Annotated in this window: 15 protein-coding genes; all 15 read left to right on the forward strand. The window is 69.0% G+C overall.

The features are described 5' to 3' along the window. Positions 1-68: 68 nt before the first annotated feature. Positions 69-938, forward strand: a complete 870-nt coding sequence (locus TAE01_RS16585) for a VOC family protein (RefSeq protein WP_147067922.1) — start codon at positions 69-71, stop codon at positions 936-938. A 23-nt stretch (positions 939-961) separates the two neighbouring features. Next, entirely contained in the window at positions 962-2,128 is a 1,167-nt protein-coding gene (locus TAE01_RS16590) for an acyl-CoA dehydrogenase family protein (RefSeq protein ID WP_147067923.1), read from the forward strand. Next, positions 2,128-3,003 carry an alpha/beta fold hydrolase gene (locus TAE01_RS16595; protein WP_147067924.1) on the forward strand — a complete coding sequence of 292 codons (876 nt, stop codon included), beginning with the start codon at positions 2,128-2,130 and terminating at the stop codon, positions 3,001-3,003. The genes TAE01_RS16590 and TAE01_RS16595 overlap by 1 nt, the downstream gene beginning before the upstream one ends. Continuing rightward, positions 3,000-3,806 carry an N-acyl homoserine lactonase family protein gene (locus TAE01_RS16600; protein ID WP_222594160.1) on the forward strand — a complete coding sequence of 269 codons (807 nt, stop codon included), beginning with the start codon at positions 3,000-3,002 and terminating at the stop codon, positions 3,804-3,806. The genes TAE01_RS16595 and TAE01_RS16600 overlap by 4 nt, the downstream gene beginning before the upstream one ends. Before the next feature lie 123 nt (positions 3,807-3,929). Then, positions 3,930-4,787, forward strand: a complete 858-nt coding sequence (locus TAE01_RS16605; RefSeq protein WP_147067925.1) for an ABC transporter permease — start codon at positions 3,930-3,932, stop codon at positions 4,785-4,787. Then, a complete protein-coding gene (locus tag TAE01_RS16610; protein ID WP_186815253.1) occupies positions 4,760-5,551 on the forward strand; it encodes an ABC transporter ATP-binding protein in 792 nt (263 codons plus the stop codon). The genes TAE01_RS16605 and TAE01_RS16610 overlap by 28 nt, the downstream gene beginning before the upstream one ends. A gap of 79 nt (positions 5,552-5,630) precedes the next feature. Continuing rightward, positions 5,631-6,599, forward strand: coding sequence for an ABC transporter substrate-binding protein (locus TAE01_RS16615; RefSeq protein WP_222594161.1), 969 nt, complete (start codon positions 5,631-5,633; stop codon positions 6,597-6,599). Beyond that, positions 6,596-7,399, forward strand: a complete 804-nt coding sequence (locus TAE01_RS16620; protein ID WP_186815255.1) for an SDR family NAD(P)-dependent oxidoreductase — start codon at positions 6,596-6,598, stop codon at positions 7,397-7,399. Before TAE01_RS16615 ends, TAE01_RS16620 begins: the two co-directional genes overlap by 4 nt. Position 7,400: 1 nt before the next feature. Continuing rightward, positions 7,401-8,285, forward strand: a complete 885-nt coding sequence (locus TAE01_RS16625; protein ID WP_147067929.1) for an SDR family NAD(P)-dependent oxidoreductase — start codon at positions 7,401-7,403, stop codon at positions 8,283-8,285. A 1-nt stretch (position 8,286) separates the two neighbouring features. Then, positions 8,287-9,822 carry an aldehyde dehydrogenase family protein gene (locus tag TAE01_RS16630; RefSeq protein WP_147067930.1) on the forward strand — a complete coding sequence of 512 codons (1,536 nt, stop codon included), beginning with the start codon at positions 8,287-8,289 and terminating at the stop codon, positions 9,820-9,822. Between the two features lie 68 nt (positions 9,823-9,890). Beyond that, on the forward strand, positions 9,891-10,682 hold the full coding sequence (locus TAE01_RS16635; protein WP_147067931.1) for an IclR family transcriptional regulator: 792 nt from the start codon (positions 9,891-9,893) through the stop codon (positions 10,680-10,682). Between the two features lie 137 nt (positions 10,683-10,819). Continuing rightward, positions 10,820-11,557, forward strand: coding sequence for an IclR family transcriptional regulator (locus TAE01_RS16640; protein WP_147067932.1), 738 nt, complete (start codon positions 10,820-10,822; stop codon positions 11,555-11,557). 93 nt (positions 11,558-11,650) lie between these two features. Beyond that, the gene (locus TAE01_RS16645) at positions 11,651-12,541 is read left to right on the forward strand and encodes a fumarylacetoacetate hydrolase family protein (protein ID WP_147067933.1); all 891 of its coding nucleotides are present in this window, start codon (positions 11,651-11,653) and stop codon (positions 12,539-12,541) included. A 10-nt stretch (positions 12,542-12,551) separates the two neighbouring features. Further along, positions 12,552-13,520 (forward strand): cupin domain-containing protein, encoded by a 969-nt coding sequence (locus TAE01_RS16650; RefSeq protein WP_147067934.1) that lies wholly within the window; start codon positions 12,552-12,554, stop codon positions 13,518-13,520. Between the two features lie 11 nt (positions 13,521-13,531). Continuing rightward, positions 13,532-14,719: an FAD-dependent monooxygenase gene (locus TAE01_RS16655; RefSeq protein ID WP_147067935.1), complete on the forward strand. Its 1,188-nt coding sequence runs from the start codon at positions 13,532-13,534 to the stop codon at positions 14,717-14,719. Positions 14,720-14,765 lie beyond the last annotated feature (46 nt).

A 14,765-nucleotide genomic window follows, 5' to 3' on the forward strand; every position in this document is an offset into this window, starting at 1 on the left:
GTCCGCTGGTCGGGCCCGCGCCCAGGACACAGCATGACGACCAGACAACGTCGAAGAAAGGACCAACGATGAATGCACGCGTCAAGGCCCTCGGATATGCCGTGGTGTCGGCGACCGACCTCGAGGCCTGGGAGCGCTTCGGCGCCGACCTGCTCGGGCTGCAGGTCGCCGAGCGCACCGCCGAGCGGCTCACCCTTCGGATGGACGAGTACATACACCGGATCGACGTCCGAAGCGCGGACGCCGACGGTGTCATCGCGCTCGGATGGGACGTGGGCAGCCAGTGCGCGCTCGAGGAGATCTCGCAGCGGCTCGTAGCCGCGGGATACGAGGTCAGCCAGCGCGACGCGCAGTCCGCGAGCGAGCGCGGCGTCGAAGGTCTGGCGAGCTTCCGCGACCCTGACGACAACTACGACGTCGAGCTGTTCTGGGGCTTGCGCAACGCCGCAGAGCGGTTCGTGTCCCCGATCGGGGCGACCTTCGTGGCGCGCGAGCTCGGGCTCGGGCACGCCTTCCAGGTGGTGCGTGACGAGCAGACGTACCGTCAGCTGTACTTCGACCTGCTGGGATTCCGTCTCAGTGATCACATCGACATGCCGGGTGGTGTCGCCGGTGTCTTCACACACTGCAACCCGAGGCACCACTCGTTCGCCTTCGCGGCAGCGCCCAACCGGCCCATCGGAGTGGGTCACCTCATGTTCGAGATCGACGACCTCGACGTGCTCGGCCGAAACTACGACAAGGTCCTCGCCGGAGCGGCCCCGATCCTGTCGACCTTCGGCAAGCACACGAACGACAAGATGATCTCGTTCTACGTCCGGTCACCCTCCGGTTTCGGAATCGAGTACGGCGTCGACGGCATCCTCATCGACGACGAGACGTGGCTGCCCACCCGCTACGACGTGGCCCACTACTGGGGTCACCACCGCACCCCCTGACCACATCGACGAGAGGAGCGGCCATGACCGTCCTGGACGACATCGAACAGATCGCAGACCTGCTCGAGACCAACGCAGCAGCAGCAGAGGAGCTCGGCCGGCTCACCGACGAGACGGCCTCCGCACTGCGGGCCTCGGGCGTGATCCGCATGCTCCAGCCCAAGGACTTCGGCGGGCTGGAGGCGCATCCCGTGGACTTCTTCCGTGCTGTCCTCGAGATCGGGTCGCACGACCCCAGCGCGGGGTGGGTCGCCGGCGTCGTGGGAGTCCACCCCCACGAGCTGGCCCACGGTGACCGTCGTGTGCAGGAGGAGGTCTGGGGCGAGGACCCGGACACTTGGGTCGCCTCCCCATACGCGCCCATGGGTCGGGCCAGGCCGGTGGAGGGGGGCTACGTCTTCAACGGACGTTGGAACTTCTCGTCCGGGACCGACCACTGCCAGTGGGTCATGATCGGTGGCCTCGTCACCGACCAGGACGGCAACGTCACCGAGCCGGACGCGGTGCACTTCCTCCTCCCACGCTCGGACTACCAGATCGTCGAGGACTCCTGGGACGTCATGGGACTGCGTGGCACCGGCAGCAAGGACCTGGTGGTCCGGGATGCGTTCGTCCCTGACTACCGCACGATCGAGACGAAGGGCGTGACCGAGGGCACGGGCGGCAAGGACCCCAGCCGCGAGTCGGTGCCGCTGTTCCGGATGCCGCGCAACGTGATGTTCTCAGGAGCCATCACGACGGCCACGCTCGCGATGGCCAAAGGCACCCTCGCCGCATACGTGGCAGTGACCCGTTCTCGGCAGGGCCGCGGCGGCCGGGCGGCCCTCGACCCGTTCCAGCTGTCGGCTATGGGGGCGGCGGCAGCAGACATCGACGCGAGCGTGCGTCACGTGCTCTGGGACGTCGAACGCGTCTTCGAGATGGTCTCGCGCGAAGAGGTCGTGCCGCTCGAGCTGCGCGCCGAGGTGCGTCGCAACCAGGTCCAGGCGAGCCAGCGTGCCGCTGCGGCCGCCGACAGCGTGTTCCGGCTCAGTGGAGGAGGGTCGCTGCACCGCAGCGGCGCCCTCCAGCGTCGGTGGCGCGACACCCAGGCCGCACTGCACCACGTCCAGAACGGGTCCGGGCCGATCTTCCAGGCCTACGGCCTCAACCTCTTCGGTCACCCGATCCCGGCCCACGTGAAGATCTGATGTCCGCGACCGTTCCCACCCCTGCGGCGACCGTGCCGATCACCGCCGAGTCGACGAGCCGCTTCGTCGACGCCGGCGAGGTCCGGGTGCACTACCACGAGGCCGGGTCGGGTCCCGTGCTGCTCTGTATCCACGGCGGCGCCCCGGGGGCCTACGGCTGGGGCAACTTCGGGGCCAACGTCCCCGGACTGGCCGAGCACTTCAGGGTCCTCGTCGTCGATCTCCCGGGCTACGGCCGCTCCGACAAGCCCCAGATCAGCGGAGGCCGCTACGCCTTCTACGCGAAGGTCTTCGCCGACATGCTGGCCGCCCTGGAGATCAACTCCGCCCACATCCTCGGCATGGCTACCGGTGGCGCTGCGGCCATGATGCTGGCCATCGAGCACCCGCAGGTCGTCGACAACCTCGTCCTCGTCAGCTCAGCCGGCGGGCTCCCCCTCTTCACGCCCATGCCTTCCGAAGGCCAGAAGGTCATCCAGTCGTACTACGGCGGTGAGGGCCCCTCTCGGGCCAAGATGCGGTCGTACCTCGAGATGATGATGTACGACGCCTCGTCGATCACCGAGGAACTGGTCGAAGAACGCTACCGGGCAAGCATCGAGCCCGAGTTCATGACGGGCGCGCCGGATGGCCGGGGGGCGCAGAACCGCCCGGCCACCGAACAGGTCTGGCGCGACGTCGACCGCATCCGCGCACGCACCCTCGTCGTCTGGGGACGGGACAACCGCGTGCAGGGCTACGACAACGCTCTATTCCTGCTCAACCGGATCCCGGACGTCCAGGTGCACCTGTACGGTCGCACCGGCCTGTGGGTCCCCTTCGAGCGGGTCGAGGAGTTCAACGCTCTGCTCGTGGGATTCCTCTGTCCCTCGTGACACACCCCCGGCTGCCCACGAGCGGGCCGGGCACCGCATTGCGGCTGCGGGCGCTCGACGCACCGCTGATGACGACCGAGGCCGCGAACCTCGTCGTCGGCGCGGGGGGCACGGTGACCTTTCCCGCACCCGCATTTCTCATCGAGCACGACCGCGCCCTGGTGCTCTTCGACACCGGGTTCGCTCCCAGGCTGAGCGACGACCCCGTGGGCTACTTCGGTGAGCTCGCCGACGTGCTGCAGGTCCGGACCCATCCGGGGCAGCGGATTGACCGACAGCTCGCCGCGCTGGGCTTCGATCCGGAGGACGTGACGCATGTCGTGCTCTCGCACGGCCACAGCGACCATGCCGGCGGTGTGCGCCTCTTCCCCCGAGCGCAGCTGCTGGTGGGTCCGGGAGAGCTGAGCTGGTCGAGGTCGCCGAGTCCGGCGAGCGCTCGCTACTTCCGTTGGCGGGATGACCTGGAGCCCCTGGCGGCGCGCCGGTGGACGACGGTGGAATCCCCCGTCCACGACGTTCTCGGGGACGGCTCACTGACCGTGCTGCACACGCCGGGGCACACGCCGGGGCAGCTGTCCCTCGTGGTTCGGCTGCCGGCGCGCAGCATCGTCCTCACGGGAGACACGGTTCACCTGCGTGAGGGCCTCGATCGCCTCGCGCCCTACCCCCACGACTGGGATCCCCGTGCGGCGGTGCAGAGCTTGCAGCAGCTCCGCATGCTCGAGACCGCCGGTCACACACTGTGGATCGGCCACGACCCGGACGACTGGGCCCGTTTCGGACCCTTGACGCCGCACAGCTGACCGCGGCCTGCCGGTGCGCCCGGCAACGACCGGCGGCCTTTTTCCGGTGGGTGATCCGAGCAATAACGCTGGGCTTGCCGCGTCGTTACGTTCGGCGAAACAGCCGCTAGGTACGAGGTGACCATGACCGATGCAACAGGGACCGTCGCTCCAACAGCCCCACCCGACCCCGGCCCGAGGACGACGGCTGCACCCGAGCCGGCGCGCCTCGGGCTGGCGGGCAGGCTGGTCGACAGCCAGTTCTCGCCCATCGTGTTCACCATCGTCCTGCTGGTCCTGCTGCTGTGGATCGGGTCGCTGGTGTCCGACCCGTTCGTGTTCCCGCCGCTCGACAGGATCGCGGGCAGCGTCTGGCAGGTGCTCACCGAGCAGTGGGGGGACATGGCGCTGACGCTGGTGCGATTTGCGGCGGCTCTTGCGGCGGCAATGGTCTTCGGCTGGGCGCTCGGACTGCTCATGGGTGCGTTCCGGCGCACCATCGGCCGGTTCGTCAACCCGCTCGTCGCGGTGGTCCAAGCCGTTCCCGCGCTGTCCTGGGTCCTGCTGGCGATTCTGTGGATGGAGGTCGTCGAGACCCGAATCGCCTTCGTCACGTTCATGATCGCGTTTCCGTTCTTCGTCATCGCCGTCTACGAGGGCATCCGAGACATGGACAAGGACGTGCTGGAGGCGATCGAGCAGTTCCGCCCCAGCCGGCTGCAGGTCCTCCGGATCCTCCTGCTGCCGCAGTCGGTCGTCAACGTCATCATGACCTTCCGCGCCACCGCCGCCATGACCCTCAAGCTCATGGTGTTCGCCGAGCTGATCGCCGCGGATTCAGGCATCGGTCACCGGCTCCAGGTGGCCCAGTCCAACTTCCGGGTCGACGCGATCCTCGCCTGGACCCTCCTCCTGGTCGTGGCCAACTTCCTGATCCTGTGGGCGACGGACCGCGTCGAGAAGCTGGCACTCAAGTGGCGAGCGGAGGCCATCGTCCGATGAACCAGCCAAACGCGGTCGTCACCTTCACTGACGTAAACCAGCGGTTCGGTGCGGTGACAGCGGTGGAGGAACTCTCCCTCCGGATCGGGCAGGGCGAGCGTCTGGCGATCCTCGGCCGCACCGGTGCGGGCAAGTCGACGTTGCTCAACCTGCTCATCGGTAACCTGCGGCCGACGCGTGGCACGGTGCGGGTCGACGGCCTCGACCCGTATGCGCAGCACGCTGAGCTCCAGGGCGTCATCGGCATGGCGTTCCAGACCCCGAGGCTGCTTCCATGGCGCACCGCGCTCGACAACGTCGCCGTCGGTATGGAGATTCTCGGCGTACCGCAGTCGGAGCGACTCGAGCGTGCTCGCACGTGGCTGGGCAAGATGCACCTGGCAGACAGCGCGGGCCTCTTCCCGAGCCAGCTCTCGGGAGGCATGAGACAGCGCGTGTCCCTGGCGCGGGCCTTCTCCATCGAGCCGGCCCTCGTTCTGCTGGACGAGAGCTTCTCGGCGCTCGACGAGGTGACGGCCCGCCAGCTACGGGAGGAGTTCGTCGAGCTCGCCGAGGCGGAGCGCAAGACCGCCCTCATCGTCACGCACAACATCGAGGAGGCGTTCGCCATCTCCCATCGAGTGCTGCTGCTCGGTCGCCCCGCCCGCATCCTCGCGGAGTATGCGGTTTCCGACTGCCCCGCCGTCGGCACGACGGACTTCGGCGACCTCCGCCGTTCGATCCACCAACAGATGGTGGATGCCACCAGGGCCGCCATGGCCTGAGCCAGGACCTGTTCTCCCCCGAGGCCCGTGCCTCTCAACTCCGTCGCGATCCGCGACATCCATCGAAAGGTACAACGACATGCGAGTCCGGTTCGCTCACTCACTGGCCCCAGCCGCCGCGGCCGTCAGCGTGGCAGCAGTCCTCGGCGCCTGCGGAGGCGGCGCCAGCGGGGTCACCCCGACCGACAACACCGTCAAGTTCGGGTACTGGTCGGCGGGAACCGGCTACTACGCCATGATTCCCAAGGTTCTCGAGGAGCACCCAGAGCTGGCCTCCGCCTCGGGCATCACGATCAAGGCCGTGCCATTCGCCAACCTGCAGGACCTCTACGCCGCCACGACCCAGGGGCGCGTGGACATCGAGATCGGGGGCCCGGGCCCGGCCGGCTCGCAGGCTCAGCAGGGGGCGCCCGTCTCCGTCATCGGCACCGAGGCGGTTGCGAACATCGGACTGGTCGGCAAGACGCCGACCACCTGTGCCGGGCTCAAGGGCAAGCGTATCGCCCAAGGCGCGGGCGAGTCGGCTGCCATCCTCGGGATCGAGATCAATCAGGTCTGCGGCCTGAAGCCGAAGACCGACTACGGCGTCGTGCCCGCCTCCACGCCCGCCGATGCTGTTGCCCAGGTCGTCGCCGGGACCGCAGACTTCGCGCTGACGTGGGAGCCCCACACGTCCCGCGGCGTCAACAAGTACGGCCTGAAGCGCTCGATGAAGCCCGCCGACCTCAAGGTCGACGGCCACGACCTGTGGCAGTTCGTCATCATCGCGAACGACCGCTTGCCCAACGAGCGGATCAAGCCGGTGATGGAGGCAGTCAAGAGCGCGGCAACGTGGATGGAGACCCACCCCGAGGAGTCCGACAAGATGGCTGTCGGTTTCGGTCAGGAGCCGGGCACCGTCAAGACCGTCATCGCCGAGAAGGCAGCGCCCTTCGACATCCACGTCGTGGACGACACCGACAAGAAAAACGTCGTCTGGGAACTGCAGCAGGTCAAGGACCTCGGAGCGATCGACGGCTTCCCCGCGAACGGACCGTTCCGGAAGTGACCGCTCCGGTGGCCTCCAATCCAACCGTCCTCGTGGCCGGTGGCGACCGCCATCTCGGCCCCATCGTCACGGCGCTCACCGCCCTAGGCGCCCGGGTGGTCCTGCAGGCGCAAAGCCACGAGGAGCTAGAACGAGCCGGCGCCGTCGCTGCCGCTTTCAGCGGCGTCGAGGTCCTTGACACAGATGTGCGGTCCTTCCGTGCGGCAGACCACCTGGTGGCAGGGCTCGCCGGCCACGGAGGGCTGGACGTCCTTCTCACACCACCGATCCTGACAAGCAACGGCCCCCTCATCGAGCTGGACAAGACGGGTTGGCGTGACGCGCTCACGGCACACCAGAAGCGTGCCGTCGGTTTGGCCCGGGCAGCAGCCCGGGCGTTCGTGGCCCAAGGTAGGGGCGGGCGAGTGGTGACCTTCTCCCGCAGCGACACCTTCCGTTCCCGCGGCGTGGAGGCCGCGGCCTTCAGCGCGGCGATGCTGAGCCTGACTAGCGCCATCGCGGCCCCTTTGCGCGAGCACCGCGTCACAGCGAACTGTCTGGTGCTCGGTGATGCACTGGCGCCCTCCCCCGACAGTCCCGCTGCGAAAGACATGGTCGCCGAGCTGGTCGCGCACCTGTGTGGCCCCGACGGTGAGCAGGTCAACGGCCGGTTCTTCTACGCGTCTACCAGTGACCTCGGGCTCTACTCGGTGCCGCTCGCGATAGCCGATCCCCACGCCATGGTGCGTTTCGGGGCGGCGGCCAGCGAGACCCCCGTCGGAGAGCTCCTCACCCCGCTGCTGAACATCGGAAAGGCCTGACATGACGGTATCGAGCAGCGCGCAGGTCCGACTGGACGGCAAGGTGGCCGTGGTCAGCGGCAGCGGACGGGGCCTCGGCCGCGCGATCGCACGCGAACTCGCCGCCCGTGGAGCGGCGGTCGTCGTCAACGACGTCTTCATCGGCCCCGACGGCGCGGTCGCCGCCGAGGAGGTGGCCGGCGAGATAACAGTCGCGGGCGGCCGTGCGGTTGCCGACAGCCACGACGTCTCGGACTTCGCCGCGGCGGAAGCCATGATCGCGCATGCGGTCGAAGCCTTCGGCCGGCTCGACATCCTGGTGACTCCCGCCGGCAACTACCGCCCCAGTAACATCCTGGATCTCGAGGAAGACGAGTGGGACCTCATCACTGCGGTCCACCTCGACGGTCATGTGGCGTGTCTACGGGCGGCAGCCAGGCAGATGATCGCGCAGGGTGACGGCGGCCGCATCGTCACGGTCTCGTCGCGAGGAGGGCTCTTCGGCACCCAGGTGGCCTACAGCGGCGCCAAGGCGGCCATCATGGGGCTGTCGTCGGCCGCGGCTCTGGAGCTGAAAGAGCACGGCATCACGGTCAACTGCCTGCTGCCGAGCGCGATGACGCAGCTGTTCAGCATCCCGGCCGGGAACCGCCGGTTCGGCGGCATGCCCGAGACGCTCCACATGGAACCCGACTACGTCGCCCCCCTGGTCGCGTACCTCGCATCGGCAGCGGCGGGCGTCATCACCGGGAGGTTCATCTACGCAGCCGGCACCGACATCTGCGCGTACGCCCCGCCGCTGCAGTTCGCCGACCACACCACATTCGCCCGCCACAGCGAGGCGTGGACGGCGGAGGAGCTGGCTGCGTACTTGCCCGCAGTCCTCGGCCTGGACGGGCGGCGCTGACATGGAGGACTATCCCGGCGTCTACATCGACGGGGCGTGGCGCGAGTCGACGCAGCAGCGAAGCACGGCCGTCGTCAACCCGGCCACCGAGGAGACGTTCGCCCAGGTCGGAGTCGCCTCCAGCGCGGACGTGGACGGTGCAGTCCGCTCCGCCGAGCGCGCCCTCGCGGACTGGGCGGCCACGCCGCTGCACGTACGGTGCGGTGTGGTCGCTCGGGTGGCCGAACTCATCGAGGAGCGAGCGCCGCAACTCGCCCGCCTGCGCAGCCAGGCGATGGGGGCTCCCTACCGCGCATCCCTGAAACTGAGCAACTCGGCCGGACTGCTGCAGATGTACCTCGAGACCATCGAGCAGGTCCAGTTCTCGCAGATCCGTCGCGACCGGTTCGGCGACTCACTGGTCATGCGACGACCGGTCGGTGTCGTCGCAGGGATCGTCCCGTGGAACGTCCCGGTGCGCAACGAGCTCAAGAAGACCATCCCGGCCCTGCTGACCGGGTGCACCGTGGTGCTCAAACCGGCGCTCGAGTCCCCGCTGGCGGCCGGCCCTCTCGTCGAGATCTTCACCGAGGCAGGGCTACCCCCGGGAGTGGTCAACCTCGTGGTCGGCGGGGGAGACGTCGGTGAGGAGCTCGTACGTCACCCGGCCGTGCGCAAGGTGGCCTTTACGGGCAGCACGGCCACCGGCTCCCGGATCGCGGCGACGGCCGGCCCGGCCATGAAGCGGCTCCAGCTCGAGCTCGGCGGCAAGTCCGCCGCGCTGGTGCTCGACGACGCGGACCTGGCTGCCGTGATCCCGAGCCTGCTCGCCTTCGGGTTCGGCAACAGCGGGCAGATCTGTGCCTCGTTGACCCGCGTCCTCGTACCCAGACCGATGCACGGAGATCTTGTGGAAGCGCTCGCGACAGCGGCTTCGCAGATCGTCGTGGGTAACCCGATGGACGAGGCGACGTCAATGGGGCCAGTCGTGAGCAGGCTCCAACGCGACAAGATCCTCGGCTTCATCGAGTCCGGTCGCCGAGAGGGCGCCATGGTCGCGTGTGGCGGTGGCCGGCCGGCTGGCCTCCCGCGGGGCTGGTACGTAGAGCCCACGGTCTTCAGCGGAGTCGACAACGACATGGCGATCGCGCGGGAAGAGATCTTCGGTCCGGTCGTCTCGGTGATCCCCTACGAGTCCGAGGCCGAAGCCGTCCGCCTCGCCAACGACTCCCGGTACGGCCTCCACGGGGCAGTGTTCTCCCGCGACGAGGCCCACGCGCTGCACGTCGCGCTGCAGCTGGACACCGGCACGGCGGCCATCAACTCCTTCGACGTCCCGGTCAGCGCCCCGTTCGGTGGGGTCAAGGACTCCGGGTTCGGCCGCGAGAACGGCGTCGAGGGCTACGACTCGTTCCTCGAGTACCACTCCTACAAACTGACTCCGGCCCTCGCCGAGTCGCTGGCCCAGAACGGACTGGGTGGTCTAGTTGGGCCGCACGGCGCGGAGCGGGGCGCAGGGCCCCTCGCAGCTGGCCGTCCTCTGCGATCGGACCATTGACACCAGGAGTCGTCGCCATATAGCGTTCAGCATATTGGGATGATGTTCCGAATAGTGGGAGATAGACGATGGAGTCCGGCAACCTGCTCGAAGGCGACCACAAGCGCTCGGTCTTGGGCCGAGCCTTCGACATCCTCGACTGCTTCGGCGCCGAGACCCCCGAGCAGACCATCGCCGGAGTGTGCGGCCAGACCGGGCTCCCACCGGCGACCGTGCACCGGATGCTCGCGCACCTCGTCGAGTGGGGGGCTGTCGAGCGCGCGTCCCGCGGGCGCTACCGGCTCGGTCGCCGCCTCTGGCGGCTCGGCTGGGGAGTGCCCGAGGTCCGCCGGTTGCGGGACGTGGCACGACCCTTCCTCGTCGACCTCTACTCGGCCACCGGCGCCCCCGTCGCGCTGTGGTCTCGTGACTGCGACCACGCCATCCTGAGCGACCTCATCTCCGGCCACAAGGCCTCAGGGGCCTGGCAGCCCGAGCGACGAGTCCCGTTGGCCCAAGGGGCCGGTGGCCTCGCGATGCTCGCGTACCTTCCGCTGGACGACGTCGCCGGCGAGCCGGGGCGGCAGCGGGATGACGGCGGGGACTTCGTCCTGCGTCAGCGCCTTGGCGACGTCCGTCGCCTCGGTTATGCCGTGAGCCGCTCGAACGTGCGCGCCGACGGCATGCTGGTCGCTGCCCCGATCTTCGACGAGGACGGTCAGGTCCGTGCTGCCGTGTCTATCAGGCTGTCCCCGGAACCCATGAACCCAGCAGCACTGGCACGGGTGGTCCTCGAAGCCGCTCTGCTGACCTCCCGTGGCCTCGGGCACCGGGGCCCGGGTCGTCGGGGCGGCCTGCACCCGGTGCGTCGGTACGCCTGACGCGTTCCGGTCGTCTGCGGGCCCCGCGGCGGCATACCCTTGACGCCCACCGGGGGTGGCCGTCGCGGCGCCCGTTAGCCCGACCGCGTGCGGAAGCTCCCGCCGTCGGCGGCACCTCGAGAGAAGGAGCACCACCGATGTCCGTGCTGGCCAAGACGGCCCAGGCGATTGACAGCCTCGCTCGGGCCAAGCGCCCCATGCGGCTGGCCGAGGTGGCCGAGGACCTCGGACTGCCCAAGTCTTCGGTTCACCGTCTGCTGACGGAGCTCACCGAGCTGCGCATCGCGCGCCGTACTCCTGACGGGCTTTTCGCCCTGGGGCCGCGATTGCTCTCCTGGGGCGCCAGCGCAGCCGACTCGTTCGTGATCCGGGGGGTCGCCGAGCCGTGGATGCACCGGCTGCGGGACTCCACGGGCGAGAGCGTGCACCTCTACATCCGCCATGGCTCCAACCGCGTCTGCCTCGCCTCCGTCGAAGGGAGGGCGGCGCTGCGTCCCGTCGTCCCGACCGGAGGGCTGCAGCCGCTCGGGATCGGTTCCTCCGGCAAGCTTCTGCTCGCCTTCGCGCCCAGCACGGTGCTCGAGGAGGTTCGCGCTGAGGCGAAGAAGAGCCGGATGTCGCTCCCTGAGGATGAGGAACTCGCCACGATCCGTGAGACCCACTGGGCGGTTTCCATCGACGAACGGGAGAAGGGCCTGAGTGGGGCAGCGACCTCGATCTGCGGCCCGGAGGGAGAGGTGGTCGCTGCCCTCAGCATCTCGGGATCTTCCACTCGACTGACGCTCCAGCGGTACTCCGAGGTCAAGGACGATGTCTTCGCCATCGCGAATGAGATCGGGGCGGCAGTCGCAGGCCGTGCGGGGGGAGCCGCCTGAGGTGGTGTTCCGGTAGGTGCGAGGACCCCTGCCGGGGTCTGAGTTGGCTTCGCAGGATGGGCGGAAACCACCTGTAGAGCCCCGAGGAGCGCCATGAGGATCGCCCGTTTCGACGATGACCGCATCGGAGTGGTTGTCGGGGAAGGCATCGTCGACGTGACGGACGCGCTGGAGCTCAGCGCGGGGGAGTGGCCCCCGGTCGGGATGAACCGGCTGATCCGCGATTTCGCGCTCGTCCGGCCGGTGCTGACCCAGGCGTCCACGCAGGGGCTGGGCCGCCCGCTGTCCGAGGTGACCCTCCGGACACCGGTGCCGTGGCCGAACAAGGTGATCGCCTTCCCGGTCAACTACCACGACCACGGCCGAGAAATGCAGGCGCAGTACCGCGCCGACGTCCAGGGGTTCTTCCTCAAGCCGCCGTCCTCACTCTCCGGAGCCGGCGAGCCGGTCGTCCTGCCAGCCGTCCCCGGCCGGGAGGTCCACCACGAGTCGGAGCTGGCGATCATCATCGGTGCCGGCGGCCGGGACATCCCCCGCGCCGACTGGCAGGCCCACGTATTCGGCTACGCCTGTCTGCTCGACATGGTGGTGCGTGGCCGTGAGGAACGGGTCTTCCGGAAGGCCTACGACACCTTCTGCCCCGTCGGCCCGTGGATCACGACGGCCGACGAGGTGGGCGACCCCGCGCAACTCGGGATGCGGCTCTGGGTCGGGGACGAGCTGCGGCAGCACGCCAACACCCGGGACCTCGTCCTCGACATCCCCGGGATGGTCGAGATGGCCTCGGCGGTCATGACCCTGCACCCGGGGGACATCATCGCGACCGGCACCCCCGCGGGTGTCGGCCCCGGCACCGACGGCGACACCATCCGGATCAACATCGAGCGCGTTGGCGAGATGAGCGTCGACGTAGTCCAAGGCACCAACGGGCATACCGAGGTGTTCGCCCGCCCCTACGACCCACCCATCGTCAAGCAGCACTGAGGAGCGCGACATGACCTCGACCCCTTCCACTTCCGTGGAGGACATCGACAACCTCGACGACCTGTATGCCGTGTTCGACGGCCTGAGCGTCGAGGGCGGCTGGCACCGTCGCACCCCTGCGCTGTGGGCGGAGCCGCGACGGAACTTCCTGCCGTACGTGTGGCGGTACGCCGAGCTCAAGACCGCCCTCGAGGTGGCCGGCAGACTCGTCGACCACCAGATGGCCGACCGGCGCAACCTGACCCTGACCAACCCCGTAGAGGGCAACCTCTACGCAACTGTGCGTACCCTCGTGGCGGCCTACCAGCTGATCAAGCCCGGCGAGGTCGCGCTCGCGCACCACCACACCCCCGCGGCCCTCCGCATCATCCTGAACGGACGCGGCACGTACACCGTCGTCGACGGCGACCGGGTGGAGATGCGCCCGGGCGACGTGCTCCTCACCCCCAGCTGGGCCTGGCACGAGCACTCCGCCAGCGGTCCCGACGACTGCTACTGGGTCGACATCCTCGACGTGCCGCTCGTCCACCTCCTCGAGCCGATGTTCTTCGAGAAGTACCCCGACGGCGTGCAGGCGCAGCCCCGTGACGTTGAGACGTCCCCCATCGCCTTCCGGTGGGAGGACTCCCTGACGCGCCTCGCCCAGCAGACGCAGGCACCCGATCACGGCATGGCCGAACGTGAGATCGAGCTGGGCGGCCCGGCGATGCCCACGGTCGCGCTGCACGTGCAAGAGCTCGGAGCCGGCTTCACCTCCGCCCGGCAGCGCACGACAGCGAACTCCATCTTCACCGTCGTCGAGGGGTCCGGTCAGACGGTCGTCGACGGCGAGACGCTCACGTGGGAGCGCGGCGACATCGTGGCCGTCCCAGCCTGGCGGCCATACCAGCACGTGGTGTCCGAGTCCGCCCGCCTCGTGCGATCGAGCGACGAGCCCGTCCTGGGCGCTCTCGGCCTCCTCCGCACCGAGACTCTCTGAAGGAGAAGCACATGCACGTTGTCCTGGCCGGCGGTGGAGTCGGTGGAATGACGGCCGCACTGGCGCTCTTGCAGCGCGGAGTGCAGGTCACGGTCCTGGAGCAGGCCCGGGAGCTCACCGAGGTGGGAGCGGGGATCCAGATCAGCCCCAACGGCAACCGGGCGCTTGACCACCTGGGGGTTTTCGAGCCCTTGCGCGCGCTCTCATGCGACCCAGTGCGCAAGGAGTTCCGGCTCTGGAACACCGGACGCTCCTGGCCGATGTTCGACCTCGGCCCGATGGCGGTGGAGAGATACGGCTATCCCTACCTGACGGTGTACCGCCCCGACCTGCTCAAGGCGCTCGAGGACGGTGTGCGAGCGACCGGGCAGGACGTCATCCGGCTCGGTTCCCGGGTCGTGGGCGTCGAGCAGGACGAGTCGAGCGCGACGGTCGTCCTCGAGGACGGGAGCCGGATGACCGGTGATGTCGTCATCGGGGCCGACGGCGTGCGTTCAGTGGTGCGCAACACCGTCTGGGGCCCCACCGACCCCCAGTTCTCGGGCATGGTCGCCTGGCGCGGGCTGATCCCCATGGGCGAGCTGCCGACACACCTGCAGGCACCGGTCGGATCGACGTGGATCGGGCCGGGTGGACACGCCGTCACCTACCCGCTGCACGCAGGTGAACTGATGAATTTCGTCGCCACGATCGAGGGCAAGTCCTGGACCGCGGCCGGCGGCAACGAGCCGGGCACGGTCGAGGAGTGCCTTGCCGACTTCAAGGGCTGGCACGAGGACATCCAGACCCTCATCACCACCTCGCCCCGCCTGCTCAAGTGGGCCCTCGTCAGCCGTGAGCCCATCCCCACCTGGACGTCGGGACGGATCAGCCTGCTCGGAGACGCCGCGCACGCGACGTTGCCCTTTCTCGCGCAGGGAGCTGTCCACTCCATCGAGGACGGTGTCGTGCTCGCGCGCGCCCTCGAGGCACACGGCGACGATCCGGTGCTCGGCCTCAAGCGCTACGAGGAGGCCCGGATCGGGCGCACGAGCCGGATGGTCCGCGGCGCGACGGCCAACACCGACCGGTTCCACAGCCGTGAGCTCGCCACCGACGAGCGCGCGCAGGCTTACCTCGAGCGCGAATGGAGCGACGAGCCCATCGCCGACCGCTACGACTGGCTCTATTCCTACGACGCGGTGACGGCCCCCGTCTGAGGGCCGGCGTGTGCCCGGGGGTGCCGCTCACGGCGCCCCCGGGCAC

The sequence above is a fragment of the Terrabacter aerolatus genome (assembly GCF_007991735.1).
Lineage (GTDB): Bacteria > Actinomycetota > Actinomycetes > Actinomycetales > Dermatophilaceae > Terrabacter > Terrabacter aerolatus.

Excerpts from the sequence above, each read along its gene's own strand:
- TAE01_RS16585 (WP_147067922.1), top strand. The coding sequence starts at position 69 with ATGAATGCACGCGTCAAGGCCCTCGGATATGCCGTGGTGTCGGCGACC.
- TAE01_RS16590 (WP_147067923.1), top strand. The coding sequence starts at position 962 with ATGACCGTCCTGGACGACATCGAACAGATCGCAGACCTGCTCGAGACC.
- TAE01_RS16595 (WP_147067924.1), top strand. The coding sequence starts at position 2,128 with ATGTCCGCGACCGTTCCCACCCCTGCGGCGACCGTGCCGATCACCGCC.
- TAE01_RS16605 (WP_147067925.1), top strand. The coding sequence starts at position 3,930 with ATGACCGATGCAACAGGGACCGTCGCTCCAACAGCCCCACCCGACCCC.
- TAE01_RS16615 (WP_222594161.1), top strand. The coding sequence starts at position 5,631 with ATGCGAGTCCGGTTCGCTCACTCACTGGCCCCAGCCGCCGCGGCCGTC.
- TAE01_RS16625 (WP_147067929.1), top strand. The coding sequence starts at position 7,401 with ATGACGGTATCGAGCAGCGCGCAGGTCCGACTGGACGGCAAGGTGGCC.
- TAE01_RS16630 (WP_147067930.1), top strand. The coding sequence starts at position 8,287 with ATGGAGGACTATCCCGGCGTCTACATCGACGGGGCGTGGCGCGAGTCG.
- TAE01_RS16635 (WP_147067931.1), top strand. The coding sequence starts at position 9,891 with ATGGAGTCCGGCAACCTGCTCGAAGGCGACCACAAGCGCTCGGTCTTG.
- TAE01_RS16640 (WP_147067932.1), top strand. The coding sequence starts at position 10,820 with ATGTCCGTGCTGGCCAAGACGGCCCAGGCGATTGACAGCCTCGCTCGG.
- TAE01_RS16645 (WP_147067933.1), top strand. The coding sequence starts at position 11,651 with ATGAGGATCGCCCGTTTCGACGATGACCGCATCGGAGTGGTTGTCGGG.
- TAE01_RS16650 (WP_147067934.1), top strand. The coding sequence starts at position 12,552 with ATGACCTCGACCCCTTCCACTTCCGTGGAGGACATCGACAACCTCGAC.
- TAE01_RS16655 (WP_147067935.1), top strand. The coding sequence starts at position 13,532 with ATGCACGTTGTCCTGGCCGGCGGTGGAGTCGGTGGAATGACGGCCGCA.